The organism is Chitinophagales bacterium (genome assembly GCA_041392475.1).
In the GTDB taxonomy this organism is placed as follows: Bacteria; Bacteroidota; Bacteroidia; order Chitinophagales; family UBA2359; genus JAUHXA01.
Genome location: JAWKLZ010000001.1, coordinates 553,935 through 574,114, shown reverse-complemented (window position 1 = coordinate 574,114; position 20,180 = coordinate 553,935). Strand labels below are relative to the sequence as shown.

Annotated in this window: 15 protein-coding genes; 7 read left to right on the top strand and 8 right to left on the bottom strand. The window is 37.9% G+C overall.

What is annotated here, in order from left to right; translation table 11 throughout:
* Window position 1: 1 nt before the first annotated feature.
* From R3E32_02065 to R3E32_02040, 6 genes are all read left to right on the top strand, one after another.
* Window positions 2-628 (top strand): sigma-70 family RNA polymerase sigma factor, encoded by a 627-nt coding sequence (locus R3E32_02065; GenBank protein ID MEZ4883494.1) that lies wholly within the window; start codon window positions 2-4, stop codon window positions 626-628.
* Window positions 625-1,251: a hypothetical protein gene (locus tag R3E32_02060; protein MEZ4883493.1), complete on the top strand. Its 627-nt coding sequence runs from the start codon at window positions 625-627 to the stop codon at window positions 1,249-1,251. Before R3E32_02065 ends, R3E32_02060 begins: the two co-directional genes overlap by 4 nt.
* Before the next feature lie 13 nt (window positions 1,252-1,264).
* Entirely contained in the window at window positions 1,265-1,771 is a 507-nt protein-coding gene (locus tag R3E32_02055) for a TRAP transporter small permease subunit (GenBank protein MEZ4883492.1), read from the top strand.
* Window positions 1,772-1,831: 60 nt separating this feature from the next.
* Window positions 1,832-3,187: a TRAP transporter large permease subunit gene (locus R3E32_02050; protein ID MEZ4883491.1), complete on the top strand. Its 1,356-nt coding sequence runs from the start codon at window positions 1,832-1,834 to the stop codon at window positions 3,185-3,187.
* Window positions 3,188-3,307: 120 nt separating this feature from the next.
* Window positions 3,308-4,243: an NAD(P)-dependent alcohol dehydrogenase gene (locus R3E32_02045; GenBank protein MEZ4883490.1), complete on the top strand. Its 936-nt coding sequence runs from the start codon at window positions 3,308-3,310 to the stop codon at window positions 4,241-4,243.
* A 14-nt stretch (window positions 4,244-4,257) separates the two neighbouring features.
* Window positions 4,258-5,244, top strand: coding sequence for a N(4)-(beta-N-acetylglucosaminyl)-L-asparaginase (locus R3E32_02040; GenBank protein MEZ4883489.1), 987 nt, complete (start codon window positions 4,258-4,260; stop codon window positions 5,242-5,244).
* A 143-nt stretch (window positions 5,245-5,387) separates the two neighbouring features.
* Here the strand turns inward: R3E32_02040 and R3E32_02035 are convergent, their stop codons facing one another.
* Together R3E32_02035 and R3E32_02030 are read right to left on the bottom strand one after the other, a co-directional pair.
* Window positions 5,388-8,402, bottom strand: a complete 3,015-nt coding sequence (locus tag R3E32_02035; protein ID MEZ4883488.1) for a TonB-dependent receptor — start codon at window positions 8,400-8,402, stop codon at window positions 5,388-5,390.
* 378 nt (window positions 8,403-8,780) lie between these two features.
* Complete coding sequence (locus R3E32_02030; protein ID MEZ4883487.1) at window positions 8,781-11,789, bottom strand: TonB-dependent receptor; 3,009 nt, start codon at window positions 11,787-11,789, stop codon at window positions 8,781-8,783.
* Window positions 11,790-12,321: 532 nt separating this feature from the next.
* Between R3E32_02030 and glmM the strand changes: the two genes are divergently transcribed.
* The gene (gene glmM, locus R3E32_02025; protein MEZ4883486.1) at window positions 12,322-13,722 is read left to right on the top strand and encodes a phosphoglucosamine mutase; all 1,401 of its coding nucleotides are present in this window, start codon (window positions 12,322-12,324) and stop codon (window positions 13,720-13,722) included.
* Window positions 13,723-13,733: 11 nt separating this feature from the next.
* Here glmM and R3E32_02020 read toward each other — a convergent pair whose 3' ends face one another.
* From R3E32_02020 to R3E32_01995, 6 genes are all read right to left on the bottom strand, one after another.
* Entirely contained in the window at window positions 13,734-14,849 is a 1,116-nt protein-coding gene (locus R3E32_02020; protein ID MEZ4883485.1) for a serine hydrolase domain-containing protein, read from the bottom strand.
* A 97-nt stretch (window positions 14,850-14,946) separates the two neighbouring features.
* The gene (locus R3E32_02015) at window positions 14,947-15,768 is read right to left on the bottom strand and encodes a 2,3,4,5-tetrahydropyridine-2,6-dicarboxylate N-succinyltransferase (GenBank protein ID MEZ4883484.1); all 822 of its coding nucleotides are present in this window, start codon (window positions 15,766-15,768) and stop codon (window positions 14,947-14,949) included.
* Between the two features lie 48 nt (window positions 15,769-15,816).
* A complete protein-coding gene (locus R3E32_02010) occupies window positions 15,817-16,365 on the bottom strand; it encodes a metalloregulator ArsR/SmtB family transcription factor (GenBank protein MEZ4883483.1) in 549 nt (182 codons plus the stop codon).
* Between the two features lie 318 nt (window positions 16,366-16,683).
* On the bottom strand, window positions 16,684-17,649 hold the full coding sequence (locus tag R3E32_02005) for an AAA family ATPase (protein ID MEZ4883482.1): 966 nt from the start codon (window positions 17,647-17,649) through the stop codon (window positions 16,684-16,686).
* 224 nt (window positions 17,650-17,873) lie between these two features.
* Window positions 17,874-19,226: a peptidylprolyl isomerase gene (locus tag R3E32_02000; GenBank protein ID MEZ4883481.1), complete on the bottom strand. Its 1,353-nt coding sequence runs from the start codon at window positions 19,224-19,226 to the stop codon at window positions 17,874-17,876.
* A gap of 33 nt (window positions 19,227-19,259) precedes the next feature.
* Complete coding sequence (locus tag R3E32_01995; protein MEZ4883480.1) at window positions 19,260-20,135, bottom strand: peptidylprolyl isomerase; 876 nt, start codon at window positions 20,133-20,135, stop codon at window positions 19,260-19,262.
* Between the last annotated feature and the right edge of the window lie 45 nt (window positions 20,136-20,180).

Here is a 20,180-nt window from a genome sequence, read left to right as displayed (position 1 = left end):
TATGAAGAAACAAGCATTTGAGCAGTTAAAAAAATCGGTTCAGCAGGGCGACACGTCACCTTTAAGTTTGGTTGTCAAGGCAGTAGCCCCCAAATGCATTCGACAACTGCAATTGAAGTTTGGCTGTTCCGTTGCCGAAGCAAAGGATATTTTTTCAGATGCCTTCATCAAATTCCACGATTTATTGGTAGCCAATAAAATAAATCACGGAAACATCAGTGCCTATATTTTTGCAATCTGTCGAAGCATTTACATTGACAAGCACAGCAAAAAACGAAACTTGACCAAAAGGAAAGAGGTGCTAATAGACCATCAAGAGGAAATGACAGCACAACAGTTGTTTCGGAAAGAAGATGCTCAAAACGATCTCGTTTTCAATCCTTTGATAAAGGAAGAGGAGGAACAAGAACAACTCAAACAGCAAAAAAACGAAATGGAAATCATCGTCAAAGCATTGAAACTTATGCACCCACGCTGTCGTCAATTGCTGACCTTGGCCATCATGCATAAAATGCGGTATGCAGAAATTGTGGAAATTATGGGTTTTGCGAATACCCAAACAGTGAAAAGTGCCAAATACAATTGTCTGAAGAAACTCAAGGATATTATCAAAAATACGGACAAATGAATGGTTTTTTAATTGAAAAATACCTGCAAAACGCCCTCAGTGATTCGGAAAAAAAAGCTTTACTCCACGAGCTTCAATCCAATCCAGCGTTTGCGGAAGAATGGCAGTTTCAGCGATTGCTGCGGCAAGTCCTGCAAACTGAAAAGCACAAAGTCTTAAAAAGTAATATTTTGAAGGAATTGGACGCATTGGAGGAAGCTGGAGAAATTCAGCCTTTACCCTCCTTATCGCCTACTTCAAACATGACCGATGTTATTTCAAAATACATTGCAGATAATTTGGCTTTGCTTCAACAGTGGTTTACGCCCTATTCCTACCCGAGCATTGCGAGGGGTGGAAATCTGGAGGTCTTGATGCCTGAAGAAAATACCAATGCACAATACAGCCTTGATTTTGAGCTAAAAAACCCCATTAACTTAAAGCTGAGTTTGAGTATATTTAATGCCAAAAACGATTTGGTTTTTGCCGAAAAAATTCCTCCTCAAAGTCGTACATTTACCATTTCTCTGATGCCTATTGCAGAAGAATTGCACCCAGGTTGGTACTATTGGCAGTTGGGCCATAGCCGAATTGGAGAAGTCAAACGGGCATTTTTTATCAACGCTGAGTTGAATCCATTTTAAAATAATTCGTTTTATGAATAAATTAATTCACCTATTAGAACGCATTAGCGAATGGGCTGGAAAAGCGGTAAGTTATCTCACAGCAGCTTTGGTCTTTCTGATTTGCTACGATGTATTGATGCGTTACCTTTTCAATTCCAGTCAAATTTGGATGACCGAAGTAGAAATTTATTGCTTTGCGTTGATTTTTTTGTTTGGAAGTGCCTATGCTTTCCAAAAAGACAAGCACGTTCGAGTAGATGTATTTTACGCCAATTACCCTCCCAAAAAAAAGGCATGGATTAATTTGTTGGGAGGCCTATTTTTACTGCTCCCGTGGTGTGTGGTCATTCTAATCGTTTCGTTTGACTACGCCATGACCTCTTTTAATATGGGCGAAGGTTCTCCACAACCCGGTGGATTACCCGCCTTGTACCTTTTGAAGTTTTCTATATTTATTGGCTTTTTGCTGTTGTTTTTACAGGGCATTGCCTCCGTTTTGAAGTCTATCGCAGAGATTAGGCAGCCCATTGATTCTTAATTTTTTTGGATTGAATTTGTAAACTGTATTTGAACTTTCACATAGCAACCAACCCTTCAAATGGAACTATTAGCAATCATTTTATTCATCACCATTTTTATCCTGATTCTTAGAGGTTATCCCGTTGCCTTCACTTTAGGCGGCGTTTCCACCTTATTCGCATTGGGAATCATCGTTTTTGCGCCTGAATACTTGAGTTTTTCGGATTTTAGGCTGTTGGTTTCGAGGTACATGGGACAGATGAACAACTATGTCTTGATGGCAGTTCCTTTGTTTATTTTCATGGGCATCATGCTCGAAAAATCGGGCTTAGCAGAAGGACTTTTAGAAACTATGGCCTTGTTGTTTGGTAAATTGAAGGGAGGTTTAGCCATTTCGGTCGTGCTTGTAGGAGCATTGTTGGCGGCTTCAACGGGTATCGTGGGTGCAACCGTTGTTACGATGGGTTTGATCAGTTTACCGACCATGCTCAAACGTGGTTATGACATTCCGCTTGCCACAGGAACTATTGCCTCATCGGGTACTTTGGGTATCATTATTCCCCCTTCTATCATGTTGGTTTTACTGGCCGATACCATCAACAGCAGCAACAGAGGGGCTTCTGCTGTTGATGTCGGAACCATGTTTGCGGCTGCTTTATTGCCAGGATTGTTGCTTGTCATAGCCTACATTGTTTACATCCTCATCTATTCCAACATACGCAAAGATGTTGCCCCACCTATGACAGACGAAGAGATTGCAGTATTTAGAGGAGAAGGATTTGTCAAACGAGTTGTACAGGCTTTTGTATTGCCATTCGTCTTGATTGTTGCTGTATTGGGTTCTATTTTTGCAGGTATCGCCTCTCCAACCGAAGCGGCAGCCGTTGGGGCTTTGGGTGCAACTTTATTGACGATTCTCCAAAAAGGTTTGTCTTTTGATATTTTGAAGGAGGTGATGCAAGAAACTACACACATCACTGCAATGGTGTTTATGATTCTACTGGGAGCAACTACTTTTACACTCATTTTCAGAGAATTGGGAGGAGATGATTATTTGGTGGAGTTGATTACACAATCCAACCTCTCCCCTATGCTGTTTTTGGGTTTGGTCATGGTGGTAATCTTCATTGCAGGTTTTTTCATTGATTTCATCGAAATCATTTTCATCATAGTTCCAGTAGTGACTCCTATCTTCAATGCTTTTGAAATGGATATGCTTTGGGTAGGTATCTTGATTGCCATGAATTTACAAACCTCTTTCCTTACACCTCCTTTCGGATTTTCCCTATTTTACCTCAAAGGTGTGGCTCCACCAGAAGTGACCACACAACACATTTACAAAGGCATTGTGCCGTTTATTGCTGTCCAATTGATGTTCATTGCCATGGTCGTTGCTTATCCAGAGTTTATTTACATGCTGTTTGGGAAATCGTAGATTGAGAACAGGCTTTACATCCTTTGCCATCCTCCAAACACTACACATATCTGAGTCCATTTTAGATGAAGACAAGTTTGAAAAATTCGAGACATTGTTCATACCAAAATACCCAAATCAATGAAAACAGCCCTCTACAATTCTTATGGTAGCACAGAAGTTATTGAAATCAAAGATGTTCCCATCCCTACTTTGAAGCAAAGCGAATTACTAATCAAAGTCGAAGCAGCAGGACTCAATCCCAAAGATATTCTACTGAGAAAAGGTAAGTTCCAAGGACTTTCAGGAAAAAAATTCCCCAAACAAATAGGATTTGATTTTGCAGGAATAATTGAAGACAGCCATCACAGCACTATTTTCAAAAAAGGTGATGCTGTTTTTGGAATGGTAAATGGTTGGAATGGAAGATGTTGTTCAGAATATGTGAATGTTGCAGAAAATGAATTGTATCACCTACCTACAAACATTTCTTTTGAAGAAACTGCAGGTATTCCTCTTGCAGGTCAGACTGCTCTTCAGGCCATCAGAGATGAAGCCGACCTTCGAACAGGTCAAAGCATCTGTATCAATGGTGCTTCGGGAGGTGTCGGAACATTAGCCATACAAATTGCGAAGGAGTTGGGCGGAATTGTAACCACCATTTCAAGTCAAAAAAACATCGCCCTATGTCAATCTTTGGGAGCAGACCATGCCATTGATTACAACCAAACAGACATCAATAGAAGCCACCAAAAATTTGATGTATTCTTCGATGTTTTCGGGAATTATTCCTTCAAATTGATTTCCCAGAACTTAACCAAACGTGGTGTGTATGTAACGACTGTCCCAAGTCTCAGCATAATAAGAGACAAAGCTGCCAACCTTTTTAGAAGGAAAAAAGCCAGATTGGTAGTTGTTAGGTCCAAATCATCTGATCTTCAATGGCTCTCTAACAAAATTGTATCTCAAAAAATAGTTCCTGTCATTGACAAAATTTTTCCTTTGGATGATATGAAAGCAGCCCAAAAGCAAATTGAAACAAAACGAGCCAAAGGAAAGGTAATTATCAAATTATAAAAAAATTATCCATCATGCACACACGCCGCAACTTCTTATTCCAATCCATCTTAACCACTTTCGGTTTGACCTTCAACAGTTGCTATACCGAAACCAATGCTACTTCAAAAATGTCAACAGATCCAAAAAACAACTTCAAGCCCACCGTTATCTCGACTTGGAACCACGGTTTATCCGCCAATGAGACCGCTTGGAAAGTCATTGAAGCGGGTGGCAAAGCGATTGATGCCGTTGAAGCGGGAGTACGAATCGTTGAGGCCAACCCCAATATCACTTCGGTAGGTTATGGCGGATTTCCCGACAGAGATGGCAAAGTTACTTTGGACGCTTGTATCATGGACGAAATGGGCAATTGCGGCTCGGTTTGTTTTTTGCAGTACATCAAACACCCTATTTCCGTCGCTCGAAAGGTAATGGAGATCACGCCTCACGTTATATTGGCAGGAGAAGGTGCGCTTCAATTTGCAGTCGAACAAGGTTTTGAGAAAGAAAATCTGCTCACCCCCGAATCAAAAACTGCATGGGAAGAATGGAAAAAGGAATCCAAATACCAACCCATCATCAATATCGAAAACCACGATACGATTGGCTTGTTGGCAATTGACCAAAAAGGGAACATTTCGGGAGCTTGTACTACCAGTGGCTTGGCCTTCAAAATGCACGGACGGGTTGGTGATTCTCCAATTATCGGCGCAGGTTTGTTTGTCGATAATGAAGTCGGCGGAGCAACTGCCACTGGTATGGGAGAAGCAGTTTTGAAAACGTTGGGTTCGTTTTTGGTGGTGGAATTGATGCGGCAAGGCAAAACACCTCAGGAGGCTTGTGAGGAAGCAGTGATGCGGATTGTGAAAAAACAGGCATACCAAGATTTTCAGATTGGTTATTTAGCGATAGACAAACAGGGAAATTATGGAGCATATTGTATTCATTCGGGATTTGACTTTGCAGTGCATCAGGAGGGGAAAAATCAGTTGGTGAATAGTGATTTTTACACCAAGTAACCAACAAGTAACAAAGCGGTGAATAATAAATTTCAAACAAAAAACCCCTTTGAAGTACCATGACTACAAAGGGGTTTTTTCGTTTAGTTAATGATAGAAGGATATTCCAAAAGTCTTTATTTCCTTCAATTTGTTGATGCTTCTTAAAAGTTGAAGGTCAAACCAGTGCTGATAATCCTCGGCATTACAGAACGAAATAACATCGGTAATTCTACTGCTGTTTGTGTCTTAATTAAGTCTGGAGTAACATCTTCAACGCTCAAACTCAAAGAACCTGGATCGATAAACAACAACAAAGCCTTTGTATCTGCAATGTTTGTTGCGCTGACATTTAGGTTAATTTTCTCACCGAGGCGAGCAGAAACGCCTACACTCAACAAGCCAAAACTATCCAACTCTACGGTATTGCGGCGATTTCCCCATCTTTTGCCTGTGTAACGATAACTCGCATACAATCTAACATTTTTGATTTGATAAGAAGGTGTAATTTCAAACATCACTTTCGGTACATCTGGCACATCATTGTCCGAAAAATCTTCAATAAAATCATCGCTTGGCGTTCCCGGGGCAATCGGCATGCCATCCAAATCCACATAAATTGGTGATTCAGGATAGGTGTCACCAATGAATACTGGATGGGTTGTGCCATTCAAATTGTAGTAACTAAATTCGGCTAATGTGGGATTTTGAAGGGTACCAATCAAACGGACATCGAAGTTTTTCGCCAAATTAAACACTCCTTCTATTTCCATTCCTATTGTACGAATGGTATTGAAGGTTGTTGGTGATCGAACAGTTGTGCTATTTGCTCCAATAGCAAATTGCTGGAAGGGTACTTTCTCCATTTGACTGTAAAACCCATTTACAAAAAGTGATGCTTTCGACACATTGAGTTTGTAACCCAACTCCAATTGGTTGATGATTTCTACTTCTCCTCTGCCGATGTCTATATTTGTAAAATTATTTTGGTAAAAAGCCAATTCGGGTGCTTTGTTACTCAATGTCAAACGCCCATATACAGCACTGTTTTTATCCACTTCAAGGTTTGCTCCCAGAGAAGTAGATACATAGCTGTAATTGTAGTCAAAATCTCTCCAAATACCTGTACTCCTACGGGTCGCCAAGTCGTACCAAGTCGTGTAATCACCATCCTGACCTACTGGGAATGCCAAAGGTGCGCCCGTTGTAGGATTCAAAATTGGAGTTCCTGTTGCTGGATTAATAAACAATTGCAGCCCATCACCCGTCAAGGGATTGATATCGTCAAGAGGTCTGTCATAATCTTCTTTTCTGCCTTTATGAGTAATATTTTCATATCGAAGTCCAAAGTCTATGTTTAACTTATCGTTTACTTCCCAAGAATCACTGAAAAAGAAAGATACATTACTAGCAGTTCCTTCGTAGTTTACATACGAACCTCCGCCATGTGTGAGCAAACCGTTTTCATCACCAAATACAAAATCGGGTTGAGGGCCTAAAATAGCCGACATGGGATTGGGGTGAGTAGCCATCAACAAACGAGGCTGGGCTTCATTGGTTCCGATGCTAATATGAGCCGTAAAAAAATCTTCTTGGTCAAAATGGCTTAAATAACTTCCAAAGGTCAATTCGTGATTGCCTACTTTCTTGGACAAGGAAATTTGCTCTATGATGTCAGTGAAATCTCCTTCAAAATCAAAGACTCCCACTCCTGTAACAAAATTGGTGGGCAAATTGTCAATACCATCCAAAGCACTGTACAAAACCTCTCCTGTTTCGATATCTGTGTAAGTGAATTTATCAAATTGAGGCTGTCCATAGAAAAGTGCTGGGCCATTCGCCTTGGGCAGAAATGCTTGAAGTTCAAAACGTTTGTCATCTTCTTTGAAAATAGCATACTTGATGTTGTTCTTCAATATCCACCCCTTCCCCAAATCTTGACGAATTTCTAATCCTGCTGAGTAGGTCTGAGCGTGCATACCATCATCTATGTGAAAATCTCTTTTGGCATTTGGATTATTCTTTACAAAACGTCCATCAATAATGTTATTGCTTTGAACATTCACAAAATAGGTGTCTTCTGTAATGTCAAAACCTTCTAATGGTGTATTATTCTTTACATCTACGATTGGCACACTTTGATAAAATGTCACCCTATCATTGAGCAATTTACCATAAAATTTAATTGTTCCTTTGTCGTGTGTTTTCTTAAAGTTGAATTTTAGCTGTCCTCCTACATTCGCATCATAAGGAATATTTCGTGCGCCTTCATCACTTCGGTAAAAACCTCCAATATTGTATGTCCATCCTTCTTTTCCAATAGGCCCTCCCATGTCAAAATCTCCTCTCAACAAAATATTTCCACTACCCTGAACAGCAGATTCTAGTTTTACCAAACCTTCAAACTCACTTCCTCCTTCATTAGAAATAAAATTGACTATCCCCCCAGGTGAATTGGCTGAAGTAATAGAAGCACTACCTCCACGAATCGCTTCAACACGACTTACTGTTGCATCAAGACGATGAAACATGTCTATGAATCCATAAAATAATTGGGAACTCATAATGGGAAGTCCATCTTCTTGCAGCGAAATGTAGCGATATCCCGGTTGTGAACGTGATCCTGAAGCCAGCCCTCTTGCATAAATCTTTGCTCCTACTTCTCCCCCTGCATTGTCAACATAGACTCCTGGTACAGCTTGCATTAAATCACCAGCACTACGAGCGTTTCTGTCTTCAATACCTGTTGGGTTAATGGTTGTAATACCGATACTTGATTCGAGTTTTGTTCTTTCATCAAAAGCTCCTGTCACTACAACTTGTGACATTTGAAGGGCTTGTTCTTCTAAGGTGATGTTTAATATAGTTACTTGACCTTCACGAATAACAAACCTTTTGGTTGTAGGTTTGTAACCAATAAACGAAAAATTAATTTCTACTTCGTAAGAACCCGATACTAAATTTGAAATCTCATAATCCCCATTTTCATTGGTAATGGTTCCTCTTGGAAAATCTCCTTTAATGACAACGTTAGTTCCTGGTAATGATTCTCCTTGGGTATTGGTAACAGTTCCTTTTACTGAACCTGAATTTTGGGGAAACAACTTAGAGGTAACAAAAAATAGTAAAAAAGAAAAAAATGCTATTTTGTAAATAGTTCTTTTAGTGATGGTTGCCATATAATATAATCTATTGGGTGAATATAATTTAAATATTAAATTACTAAAGATAAAAACAAAATAAGTGTTTCACAAATACCATGCCTTGCTTGAACAATAAATCATATTTTATTGATACAATAATTCTACATTCTACCATACTACTAATTTTAAATGAAAATATTCAACAAGTAATGAGTAAACTATTATCATATACAAAAATTTATATTAATGGCGTATTGGTAAATATATTATTACAATAAAAAATCCTTACAGTCTGATTTACAAACCATAAGGATTAATTGATTGTGCAGTATTTCTCAAACTACTCTAAGTATTGTAAAACCTATAACTATCGTTTGATTTTGGAGTAGCGTTACTAAGTTTAGGCTTTACCTATTAAAACGTAAAAGTCAATGCGCCTGTTACAATCCTCGGCATTACTGCACGAAACAACATAGGGCGGCCTTGATCAGCAAATTCTTTAATCGATTCAGGTGTAACATCTTCAGCACTCAAAGTGAAAGAGCCTGCACCGACAAATAATAACAATGCTTCAGTTCCAGCTAAATTAGTACCACTTACATGAAGATTGATATTTTCTGTCAGGCGAGCAGAAATTCCTGCACTCAACAATCCAAAACCATCCAGCTCAACTGTATTTCGACGATTTCCCCAACGTTTACCCGTGTAACGATAATTTGCATAAATCTTGACGTTCTTAATTTGATATGATGGTGTAATATCCAACATCACTTTAGGAACATCAGACACATCATTACCCGAAAAATCTTCAATAAAATCATCACTTGGTGTACCTGCTGGAACGGGTACTCCATTGGGATCTAAATAAATGGGTGACTCTGGGTAGGTTTCGCCAATGAAAACAGGGTGCGCTGTGGCATTGAGGTTGTAGTAGCTGAAATCCGTAAATGTTGGATTTTGAAGAGTTCCAATCATCCGTAAATCAAGATTTTTAGCTATAGTAATTACAGCTTCTATCTCTGTTCCAATGGTACGAATATTATTGAAGGTATTAGGACTCCTAACTGTCGTACTGTTTTGACCAATAGCGAATTGTTGGAATGGTACATTTTTCATTTGACTATAAAAACCTGTTAGGAACAAAGAGGCTTTTGATACATTCAATTTATATCCCAATTCCGCTTGGGTGATTTCTTCTATCTCTCCTTTTCCAATTTCAGAATTTAAGAAATTGTTCTGGTAAAAAGCCAACTCTGGTGCTTTATTACCTAAAGTGAAGCGACCATACACTGCACTATTATCATTTATTTTCACGTTTCCACCCAATGAAGCAGAAAGATAACTGTAGTTGTGTTCAAAATCTCTCCATACATCTGTACTACGACGAGTTGCCAAATCATACCAAGTCGTATAGTCACCGTCTTGTCCTAATGGAAAAGCAAGAGGTCTGCCAGTAGCGGGGTTTAATATAGGTGTACCCGTTTGTGGGTTGATAAACAACTGTAATCCAGCACCTGTTGCAGGGTTGATTTCATCTGATGGTCGGTCATAATCTTCTTTTCGTCCCTTGTGTGTAATGGATTCATATCGTATTCCAAAATCTAAATTCAATTTCTCATTGACCTGCCAAGTATCATTTGCAAAGAAAGAAATATTGGTAGAAGTAGATTCATAGTTTACGTAAGCACCTGCACCATGAGCAAGTAAACCGTTCTCATCACTAAATACAAAATTGGGTTCTGTAGTCAAAAAAGGAAATGCTTTCACAGGATTCGGATGAGTTGCCATCAACAATCGTGGCTGTGGCTCATTTGTACCCAAGCCTATGTGTGCAGTATAAAAACTTGTTTGGTCAAAATTACTGAAATATCCACCTACTGTTAAATCATGATTTCCTACTTTTTTGGACAGAGATAGTTGATCCACAATATCTTTAAAGTCTCCTTCAAAACGAAAAACACCTAAACCAGAAAGAAAATTGGTAGGAAGGTTATCAATACCTTCTGGTGCGTTGTATAAAACTTCTCCAGTTTTAATGTCCGTATAAGTAAAGTTGGTAAACCCTGGCTGTCCGTAAAATTCGCCGGGGCCGTTTACTTTCGGAAACATTGCTTGTAGTTCAAAGCGATCATCATTTTCTTGAAAAGAAGAATATTTAATATTGTTTTTCAATGTCCATCCACTCCCTAAATCTTGACGTACATCTAAGCCTACCGCAAAACTTTGTGCGTGCATTCCATTGTCAATATGAAAATCGGTTTTAGCATTTGGATTTTCTTTCACATTTCGTCCATCAATGATATCGTCACTTTGAACATTGTAGAAATAGGTATCTTCGGTAATATTCCATCCTGATTGTGGCGTATTGTTTGCTAAATCTACAATCGGCACACTTTGATAGAAAGTCACTCGGTCATTCAACAGTTTTCCATACAATTTGATAGAACCTTTATCATGTGTTTTTTTGAGGTTGAACTTTACTTGTCCTCCAATATTGGCATCATAGGGTACGTTCCGAGGGCCTTCGTCCCATCTGTAAAAGCCTCCTAAATTGTATGTCCAGCCACTATCGCCCATCGGTCCGCCCAAATTGAAGTCACCTCTTGCAAGTATGTTCCCACTACCTTGAACAGCAGTTTGCAGTTTTACCATACCTTCAAATTCGTTTCCTCCTTCTTTGGAAATAAAATTGACGATACCACCTGGGGCATTTGCAGCAGTAATAGAGGCACTTCCTCCACGAATTGCTTCCATGCGGCCTACGGTAGCATCCAATCTGTGGTACATATCAACAAAACCATAAAACAATTGACCACTTGTGACGGGTAGCCCATCTTCTTGAAGAGAAAGATACCGATAGCCTGGCTGTGAGCGTGAACCAGAAGCGAGTCCACGAGCATATATTTTTGCTCCAACTTCTCCGCCCGAATTATCGACATAAGTGCCTGGAACAGCTTGAAGTAAGTCACCTGCACTTCGAGCATTTCTTTCTTCAATGCCTTTGGGATTGAGGGTAGTGATACCCACACTCGACTCCAATTTGGTACGTTCATCGAAAGTACCAGTCACTACCACTTGTGACATCTGAAGAGCTTGTTCTTCTAGTATCACATTCAAAGTAGTCACTTGTCCAGAACGAACTGTAAATCTTTTGGTAGAGGGTTTATACCCAATAAAAGTAAAACTAATTTCTACTTCATAAACCCCTGGTGGCAAATTTGATATTTCATAATTGCCATTTTCATCGGTAATTGTTCCACGCGGAAAATCTCCTTTTAGCACCACATTCGTTCCCGGCAAAGTTTCACCCTGCGTATTCACTACCGTTCCCTTAACCCCACCCGAATTTTGAGAAAACAGATGCTGTACAGTAAAGAACAAGAATGTAATTAACATCAATTTGTAAACAATAATTTTTTTCATAAAATACCCTATTTTTAAAAATTTTATGTGATAAATAAAGCTTAATTTAACATTCGATTACCCTATAACCATTTTGTTTTCGCTAAAATGGAAAGAAATTCAAAGAAAACCAATTATAATAAATTAAATAAACCTGAAAGTGTAAACCTTTAAAAAAGAACTCTGGATGGGTAGGATTAAAAATAACATTAGTAAAGATAATAATAAAGTCAATTACTTGCAACAATATTATAATTCTTGATAAACGCAGAAACTTTAGTTAATGTCTTGTGATTATATTGAAAAAAAAAAACTTTTTAGTAGAAAAATTATCAGTTAATAGAATCCATCTATCTTTTTACATATAAAAAAGGTGAAACCAATTGATTTTTTTTACAGGAAATATCTGAAATCTGCAAAAAGCAATTCTCATAGTGTAAACTAAAAATGACTAGAAAATTTTCCGCATCATTTTTGGATGATTATTGGCTAATTTTAGTATTTTTACGTTCTTTTTCTATTTAAAATAAATTAATAAAAAAACTATACATTTTTGGCACTTATCAAATCAATTTCGGGTATCAGAGGTACTATCGGCAATTCGGTAGGAAATGATTTAACTCCAATAGACCTTGTCAAATTCACAGCAGCATATGGTACTCATCTACTGCAATCTCTCGGTCATACTGAAATGAAAAAAGCAGTTGTAATAGGTCGAGATGCTCGCATTTCAGGTCAAATGGTCAATAATATTGTTGTTGGCGCACTTCAATCAGTGGGTATTCATGTAATAGACATAGGACTAGCTACTACACCAACTGTAGAAATGGCAGTAACTGCCGAAAATGCAATTGGAGGAATCATTCTTTCAGCAAGCCATAATCCGAAGGAATGGAATGCGCTGAAATTACTGAATGAAAAAGGCGAATTTTTGAGCAAAGAAGCAGGTGAACAAGTGCTACAAATTGCCGAATCTGGCACTTTTCAATTTGTAGATGTAGATGAAGTTGGTAGTTACACCTTTAAAGAAGACTATCTTTCTTACCACATTGCGCAAATTCTTCAACACGAATTAGTAGATGTAGCCGCAATTTCATCTCGTTCCTTCAAGATTGTGGTAGATGCGGTTAATTCTGTAGGTGGTTTTGCAGTTCCTACTTTATTGAAGGCTTTGGGAGTAGAGGATGTTTTTGAATTGTACTGTGAACCAACAGGCCGTTTTCCACACAACCCAGAACCTTTACCAGAACATTTATCCGCTATTTCGAACGAAGTCAAACGCCAAAATGCAGATTTAGGTATTGTTGTAGATCCTGATGTAGATAGATTGGCTTTGGTATGTGAAGATGGTGAAATGTTTGGAGAAGAATATACTTTAGTAGCTGTGGCAGACTATGTTTTGAAGCATCGAAAAGGTAGCACGGTTTCTAACTTGTCTTCTACAAAAGCATTGAAGGAAATTACCGAAAAAGCTGGCCAAAAGTATTATGCAGCAGCAGTGGGAGAAGTGAATGTAGTGGCTCAAATGAAGGCTGTTGACGCAGTTATTGGAGGTGAAGGAAATGGCGGAATCATTGTTCCAGATTTACACTATGGACGAGATGCCTTAATAGGTATTGCTTTATTTTTGAGCTACTTAGCCAAATTTGGAGAATCTTGCTCCATGCTTCGATCTTCTTATCCTACTTATCATATTTCTAAAAATAAAATCCAATTAACCCCTGATATTAATGTAGATGTAGTTTTGGAACGTATTGCTAAGAAGTATAAAAATTATCCACAAAGCACCATTGACGGATTGAAGTTAATTTTTGATGGAGGGGACTGGGTACATCTTCGAAAATCCAATACGGAACCCATTATTCGTATTTATTCAGAAAGTAATTTGAAGACCACCGCAGAATCAATGGCCAATAGAATCATGCAAGACATTAGAGAGATTTCAAAAGAATAAATACCAAATCATCATCGGTTAATCAACTCTAATATGGCAATGCCAATATCATCTACTCTCCTATTGTAGTTAGACAACACAACTACTGCCGTTTGCGTTTTTTCAATAAAGGCTACATAGGTACTGAATCCTCCTGTTTTGCCGCTATGCGTATAAATGAAGGGATATTTTTTTTGATTTCCTCTTTCAATAATGAACCATCCTAAACCTACGTGATTTTTTTTCAAATCTGTATCATTCTTTATCTCAAAACATTCTTTTAAAAAAGAATAACCAACATCTTGACTCATACACGCTTTTGTGTATTGAAGTAAATCACGAAGACAACTATATAGTCCTTCACTGGCATACAAGGAGGCATACTTCAATGGAAGTTCAACATTCCCCGAAAAATCATGCCCTTGTGCCCCTTCATTTGGCAGAAGATTTTCCACCAACTTTGTATCCTTCAAGTTCAATGGCTTCAAAACATATTGTTGAAGTAACTTGGTATAAGATTTTCTGCCAGCCGTTTCCAACAAATGTCCGAGTAAACCTATCCCAAAATGAGAATACAAAAACACTTTTTCATTTTTTCTAAGAGCCTGTATGTGTTTTCTATCTATAGCAGGGGTGAAATCCATCAAAAATTGATATGCATCTCTAAGTTGGTAGTCAGCAAGAGGATCTTCTTTATTCTTCATTTTGAAGGGAAGATTGCGAGGCATTTTAGGGAAACCCGAAGTATGGGTAGCAAGCTGTTCTAAGGTAATATTTTTCAAAATGGAATTTGCAGAAACTACAGAATCGGGTAAATAAAGAGCAATTGAATTTTCCAACTTTACGACTCCCTCTGCTACCATTGCTGCAAGCAGTGCCGCTGTGAAGGTTTTGGTAACAGAGCCAATACCAAAAAGTAGCGTGCTGTCAGTTTTTGTCTTTTCTATTTTATCTGCACCTTCAAATTGATAGTAATAAGTATAACCACCTTCTACAATACCTACTTGCAGTTGCTGCATGTTTTCTTCTTCCGAATAAGCATCTACAATCTGCTTAACCAAACCCTTCAATGCTTGACTCGGCTGAGCTTGTCCTGATATTGCAGTAAAAAAACACAAAATAGCTATGAATATAGGGCGTTTTACCATTTGCAAAAATTAAAAAAAGCCCGTTAGTGATGAGGACCAACGGGCTTTCTATTTAAAATCATATTCATTCTGACTCGTTATTGACTGCTTTATTTTTCTAAACAGCCACATCATAATCACGTAGTGCATGATTCAAAGATACCTTTTTATCGGTTGATTCTTTGCGCTTTCCAATAATCAAAGCACAGGAAACTTGGTATTCGCCAGCAGGGAATTTTTTTGTATAACTGCCAGGAATAACTACCGATCTTGCAGGCACCCTTCCTTGGTAATAGATAGGCTCTTCGCCACTCACATCGATGATTTTTGTAGATTGTGTGATGACCACATTAGCACCTAATACAGCTTCTGTTTCTATCCGTACACCTTCTACCACTATACAACGAGAACCAATAAAGCAGTTGTCTTCAATAATGACTGGACTTGCCTGAACAGGTTCCAACACACCACCAATTCCAACACCTCCACTAAGATGCACGTTTTCACCTATTTGAGCGCAAGAACCGACTGTTGCCCATGTATCAACCATCGTACCACTACCAACATATGCCCCAATATTGACATAAGAAGGCATCATAATAACTCCAGGAGATAAATAAGCTCCAAAACGGGCAAGGGCGTGCGGTACTACCCGCACATTTAGGCTTTTAAAATTTTTCTTTAAAGGGATTTTATCATGAAATTCAAATGGCCCTATTTCAATGGTTTCCATCTGACAAATAGGAAAATAAAGAATAACTGCTTTTTTTACCCATTCATTTACCATCCAATCTCCATCATCTGAAGGAAAAGCGACTCTAATTTTTCCCTTGTCCAACGCTTCAATAACTGTTTCTATAGCCAATTTTGTTGCAGGTTGCTGCAACAATGTTCGGTCATTCCATGCTTCTTCAATGAGTTGTCTTGCCTGTTCTAACATGATTTTCAATAAATAAAAAAAACTAAATTTGAGGAGTTAAATACAACATTATCGTTTCCCTGTCAAGCTTTTAACAAAACGCATCACTTCATCAATACGCTCATAATTCAACGAATAATGAATGTATTTACCATCTCGCTTTGTAAAAACAATATCTTCATTCCTCAATATAGCAAGATGCTGAGAAGCAGCAGATTGCTCTATACGCAACTTGATAAAAATCTCGGTAACGGTCATTCTAGTGTTTTCTTCCAGCAATTCGATAATTCGACGGCGAACCTTGTGGTTAACTGCTCTTAAAATTTTACTCGCCTTTTTTACCGATTTGAAAGGTAATGAAGGAGGTAATAATTCATTGCGATGTAGTTTTTCTACATCAAACTCCAAGTCATGATTACCCCAATGAAGCTGACCATCTTCTACCATAAATTCTTGAAAAACATCCTTATTCAAGTAATATCGGGTATTGTGATGTGAGGAAATTTTAAGAAATTGTTCAAAATTTACAACTTGTGTAGTTCCATCACTAAATTCAATCTCTAAAACGTAATTATCAATATACTTTGCACTAGAAACGTGTAAACTATTTTTAGCCATGCTATAAAAATTTTAATGAACCAATAGTTAAGAAATATACTAAAAGTAGTATCGCATGTAAGTTACATCTTTCTTCAAAATTTTCAATAAGTCTTCATCTTCATAACAGTATATTTATTTCTAATATCCTAAAAACCAATTTGCTAAAAAAGCATTTTTTTAATTTCGTTTTGTAATATGGCATTTTAATGACGATAAAAGCGAATAGCCTATATGCCAATTTTGAAGCAGTAAAAAGTAGAAAATTACAAAGATGTAACTAAGAACAACTAAGACATTTAACTGCGTAAAAAAACTTATTCTAAGAAATAAGATTCTCTATAACAGTCCTTCAATAATACTTTCGATAGAAATGCCTTCAGCTTCGGCTTTGTAGTTTTTCACAATACGATGACGAAGAATCGCTTCTGCCACGGCTTGAACATCTTCAATATCAGGAGAGTATTTACCATTGATAGCAGCATGACATTTAGCTCCAACTACCAAGTATTGAGAAGCTCTTGGGCCAGCTCCCCAAGACAAATAATTGTTTGCAGAAGGAGAGGCATCTTTGGTATTTGGGCGAGTTTTACTTGCCAATCTAACAGCATATTCCAATACATTGTCTGCAATAGGAATTTTACGAATCAATTGTTGGAAAAAACGAATTTCGTCTCCCGAAACAATTTTCTTTAAATCTGTTATTTGGTTTGTAGTAGTCCTTTTTACCACATCTACTTCCTCCGCAAAACTCGGGTAATCCAACTTGATATTGAACATAAAACGGTCCAATTGCGCTTCTGGTAGAGGATAAGTACCTTCTTGTTCGATAGGGTTTTGAGTAGCCAAAACGAAGAAAGGAAGTTCAAGTTTATGGGCAATACCTGCCGCCGTCACAGAACGTTCTTGCATCGCCTCAAGCAGAGCAGCTTGTGTTTTAGGAGGCGTACGGTTGATTTCATCTGCCAATACGATATTGGCGAAAAGGGGGCCTCTACTGAATCGAAACTTTCGGTTGTCGTCCAATATTTCCGCTCCTGTAATATCTGATGGCATCAAATCGGGTGTAAACTGTATGCGTTTGAAGGACAAGTCGAGCACATTAGCAATGGTTTGTACCAAAAGGGTTTTCGCCAATCCAGGTACACCGACCAATAAACTATGCCCATCACAAAAGATACAAATCAATACTTTCTTCACTACATCGTCTTGACCTACAATAATTTTACCTATCTCACTTCTTAAATTTCTATACGTTGCGGCTAAAGCATCTACCGCTTCTACATCAGATTTATATGTTGCCATACTTAATAAAATCAAAATTGAAAATGTATAATTGAAGCAGAAAAAATCTAAGAACAAATCGTTTGGGCTTCAATCTACACTGATTATGCTTGGAATTAGGTTTAAAACTCGTTTTTTCAATAAAAACGGATGCGAATATACAAACAATATTGATAGGGGATTGCATTTTGGTAATACGGCTCTCACCCTAATCCATAATTTACCTTTTTTTAACCATTCAAAACTTAGTTAATCCACTTCTCCATCATCGTGCAATCTTTGTATTCTTCATTCACAAAAATATAGGTGCGTTTGACTTTACGATCCAACCAATTTATCAAAGTTTCGTTTTGCTTATTGCTTTTTACAATTTTCTGTACTTTGCTGTAATCATCTTTCAGGTTTGCGACATGCGGACTTGTTCGACTATATAGATACAAAATACGGTAAGCATCATCACCTTCTTTTGTCTGATATTTGATAGGCTCCGAAATTTCCCCTTCTTTCAGTTCTTCAATTGCAAAAAAGTCATTTGGATCCAATTGATTCATATCATATACACTTGATCCAGATTGCTCACTCACAATCAACCCCCCTGTTTTTTTAGTAGCCTCATCATCCGAGAATTTTTCTACTGCCTTTTGAAAAGTCAGTGAATCATCCTCCATAATCAATGTGCGAATACTATCCAATTGTGTTTGAGCGTCCTCTAATTGCTGATAGGAAATTTTTGGTCGCAACAAAATATGGCGAACATGGATTTTATCCCCTCGTCTTTCAAGCAATTGAACGATGTGAAAGCCAAACTTTGTTTCCACCGTTCCCGAAATATCGCCAGGATTTCGAAGTCGAAATGCCGCCCCTTCAAATTCTGGCACCATCTGTCCTCGCCCGATAAAACCTAAATCACCTCCTTGTGGCCCACTAGGCCCTTCCGAAAACTTTTTAGCCATGTCTCCAAAATCTGCTCCTTCCTCAATTTGCTTTTTTATCTCAGCCAACCTCGCAATTGTTCCTTCTTTTTCAGTTTTTGTCAATTCGGGTTTAATCACCAGGTGCCCCATTTCTATTTCAGCATTGAAGTAAGGCAAACTGTCTCTTGGAATCTGATTGAAAAAAGTTTTTACCTCCTTAGGAGTCACTTTGATATCACTCAACACTTTTCCTTGCATGCGTTGTGCCAACAACAAATCCTTCACATCGTCACGAAACTCCTCCTTCATCTGCAAAACCGTCTTATCATAATAATCTTCAAACTTTTGCTCATCACCACCAAAAAGTCCCAAGAAATAATCCATCCTTCTATCAATTTCAGACTCTACTTCTTCCTCTGAAACCTCCAAACTGTCTATTTCAGCGTGAGTGACAAACATTTTCTCCAAAAGCAGTTGGTCCAGAATTTGGCAACGTAGCCCGTCATCTTCCATGCCTTGATTGATTGCTGCCCAATACTGTTCTTCTATATTTGACTTCAATACAATTTTATCCCCTACCACTGCAATAATTTCATCTACTAAGATTTTTTCTTGCGCCTGCACAAAGGCAGAGCTCAAAAACAGTGAAAAGACAAAAAAGATTATCCAATTATTTACGCTCATATTGTTATTATTGATACTTTAAGTTTTATTTAATCAATCGAACACTTCATATTGATTCTTCTCAAGGGCATCTTTATAAATCTCATCCTTCATCTCTTTGATGTGTTCAATGCGCCGTTTATTCACCATCATTTTGGTAATCTCTCCCTTCTTGTAATCCAAAGGAGCAAGTTTTCCTTGCAGTCCATAATCTTCAATCTTGACGAAATAAATATTTACTGCATCTCTAGTCTCAAACAAAGAAGCATCTGATAATAATTCATCTACTTCTTCTTCTGAAATAGGAATTTCTTGGCTAAACTGCTCCAAAGTATGCCAAGTAGGACTCAGTGAAAAATTGATAGCATACTGAAAACAATACGTTTGCAGTGATTTCATAGCCATTTCACTTCCACTCTTTAGCCAATATCGTACAGAATCCAACTGAGGCGATTCTTTTTTGAGAATGACAAATTGAACCTTCAATATAGGATCACGAAGCAAAAAACTTTCTTGATGTTCTTGATAATAGTTGCTAATATCAGATTCAGTAATCACTGTATCCATATTCTTTTGAAGCAAATTTTGTTCGTACAAAAACAGTAACAAAGAAGCGCGATAATCTGCTATTTTTTGCTCTATTTCGTCCTTGCTATTGGGGAGTTCTAGTTCCGCCTTTTTCAAGAGAAGATTGTGATGTATCCAATCATACATATAATAATTGCTGAGATTGACACTATCTTCTGATGTATAATTATCACCCAACATCTTCTCTAAGTCTGAACGATAGAGAAATTGATTGAATACTCTTGCTATTGGTTCATTTTCATTGCTCGCATCACTGCTACCAAACAAGCTACAAGCCGACAAAAATGCCATACAACAAAACAGAAAGACAATTGAAAACACAGCAATAAGTCTGGAAATCATCTACAAAGACTCGATTTATCACCCATTGAATAAGATAAAAACTAA

Coding starts and splice junctions, on each gene's coding strand:
- R3E32_02000 (MEZ4883481.1), bottom strand. CDS start 19,226: ATGAGCGTAAATAATTGGATAATCTTTTTTGTCTTTTCACTGTTTTTG.
- R3E32_02010 (MEZ4883483.1), bottom strand. CDS start 16,365: ATGGCTAAAAATAGTTTACACGTTTCTAGTGCAAAGTATATTGATAAT.
- R3E32_02050 (MEZ4883491.1), top strand. CDS start 1,832: ATGGAACTATTAGCAATCATTTTATTCATCACCATTTTTATCCTGATT.
- R3E32_02020 (MEZ4883485.1), bottom strand. CDS start 14,849: ATGGTAAAACGCCCTATATTCATAGCTATTTTGTGTTTTTTTACTGCA.
- R3E32_02065 (MEZ4883494.1), top strand. CDS start 2: ATGAAGAAACAAGCATTTGAGCAGTTAAAAAAATCGGTTCAGCAGGGC.
- R3E32_02045 (MEZ4883490.1), top strand. CDS start 3,308: ATGAAAACAGCCCTCTACAATTCTTATGGTAGCACAGAAGTTATTGAA.
- R3E32_02060 (MEZ4883493.1), top strand. CDS start 625: ATGAATGGTTTTTTAATTGAAAAATACCTGCAAAACGCCCTCAGTGAT.
- R3E32_02035 (MEZ4883488.1), bottom strand. CDS start 8,402: ATGGCAACCATCACTAAAAGAACTATTTACAAAATAGCATTTTTTTCT.
- R3E32_01995 (MEZ4883480.1), bottom strand. CDS start 20,135: ATGATTTCCAGACTTATTGCTGTGTTTTCAATTGTCTTTCTGTTTTGT.
- R3E32_02015 (MEZ4883484.1), bottom strand. CDS start 15,768: ATGTTAGAACAGGCAAGACAACTCATTGAAGAAGCATGGAATGACCGA.
- R3E32_02030 (MEZ4883487.1), bottom strand. CDS start 11,789: ATGAAAAAAATTATTGTTTACAAATTGATGTTAATTACATTCTTGTTC.
- R3E32_02040 (MEZ4883489.1), top strand. CDS start 4,258: ATGCACACACGCCGCAACTTCTTATTCCAATCCATCTTAACCACTTTC.
- R3E32_02005 (MEZ4883482.1), bottom strand. CDS start 17,649: ATGGCAACATATAAATCTGATGTAGAAGCGGTAGATGCTTTAGCCGCA.
- R3E32_02055 (MEZ4883492.1), top strand. CDS start 1,265: ATGAATAAATTAATTCACCTATTAGAACGCATTAGCGAATGGGCTGGA.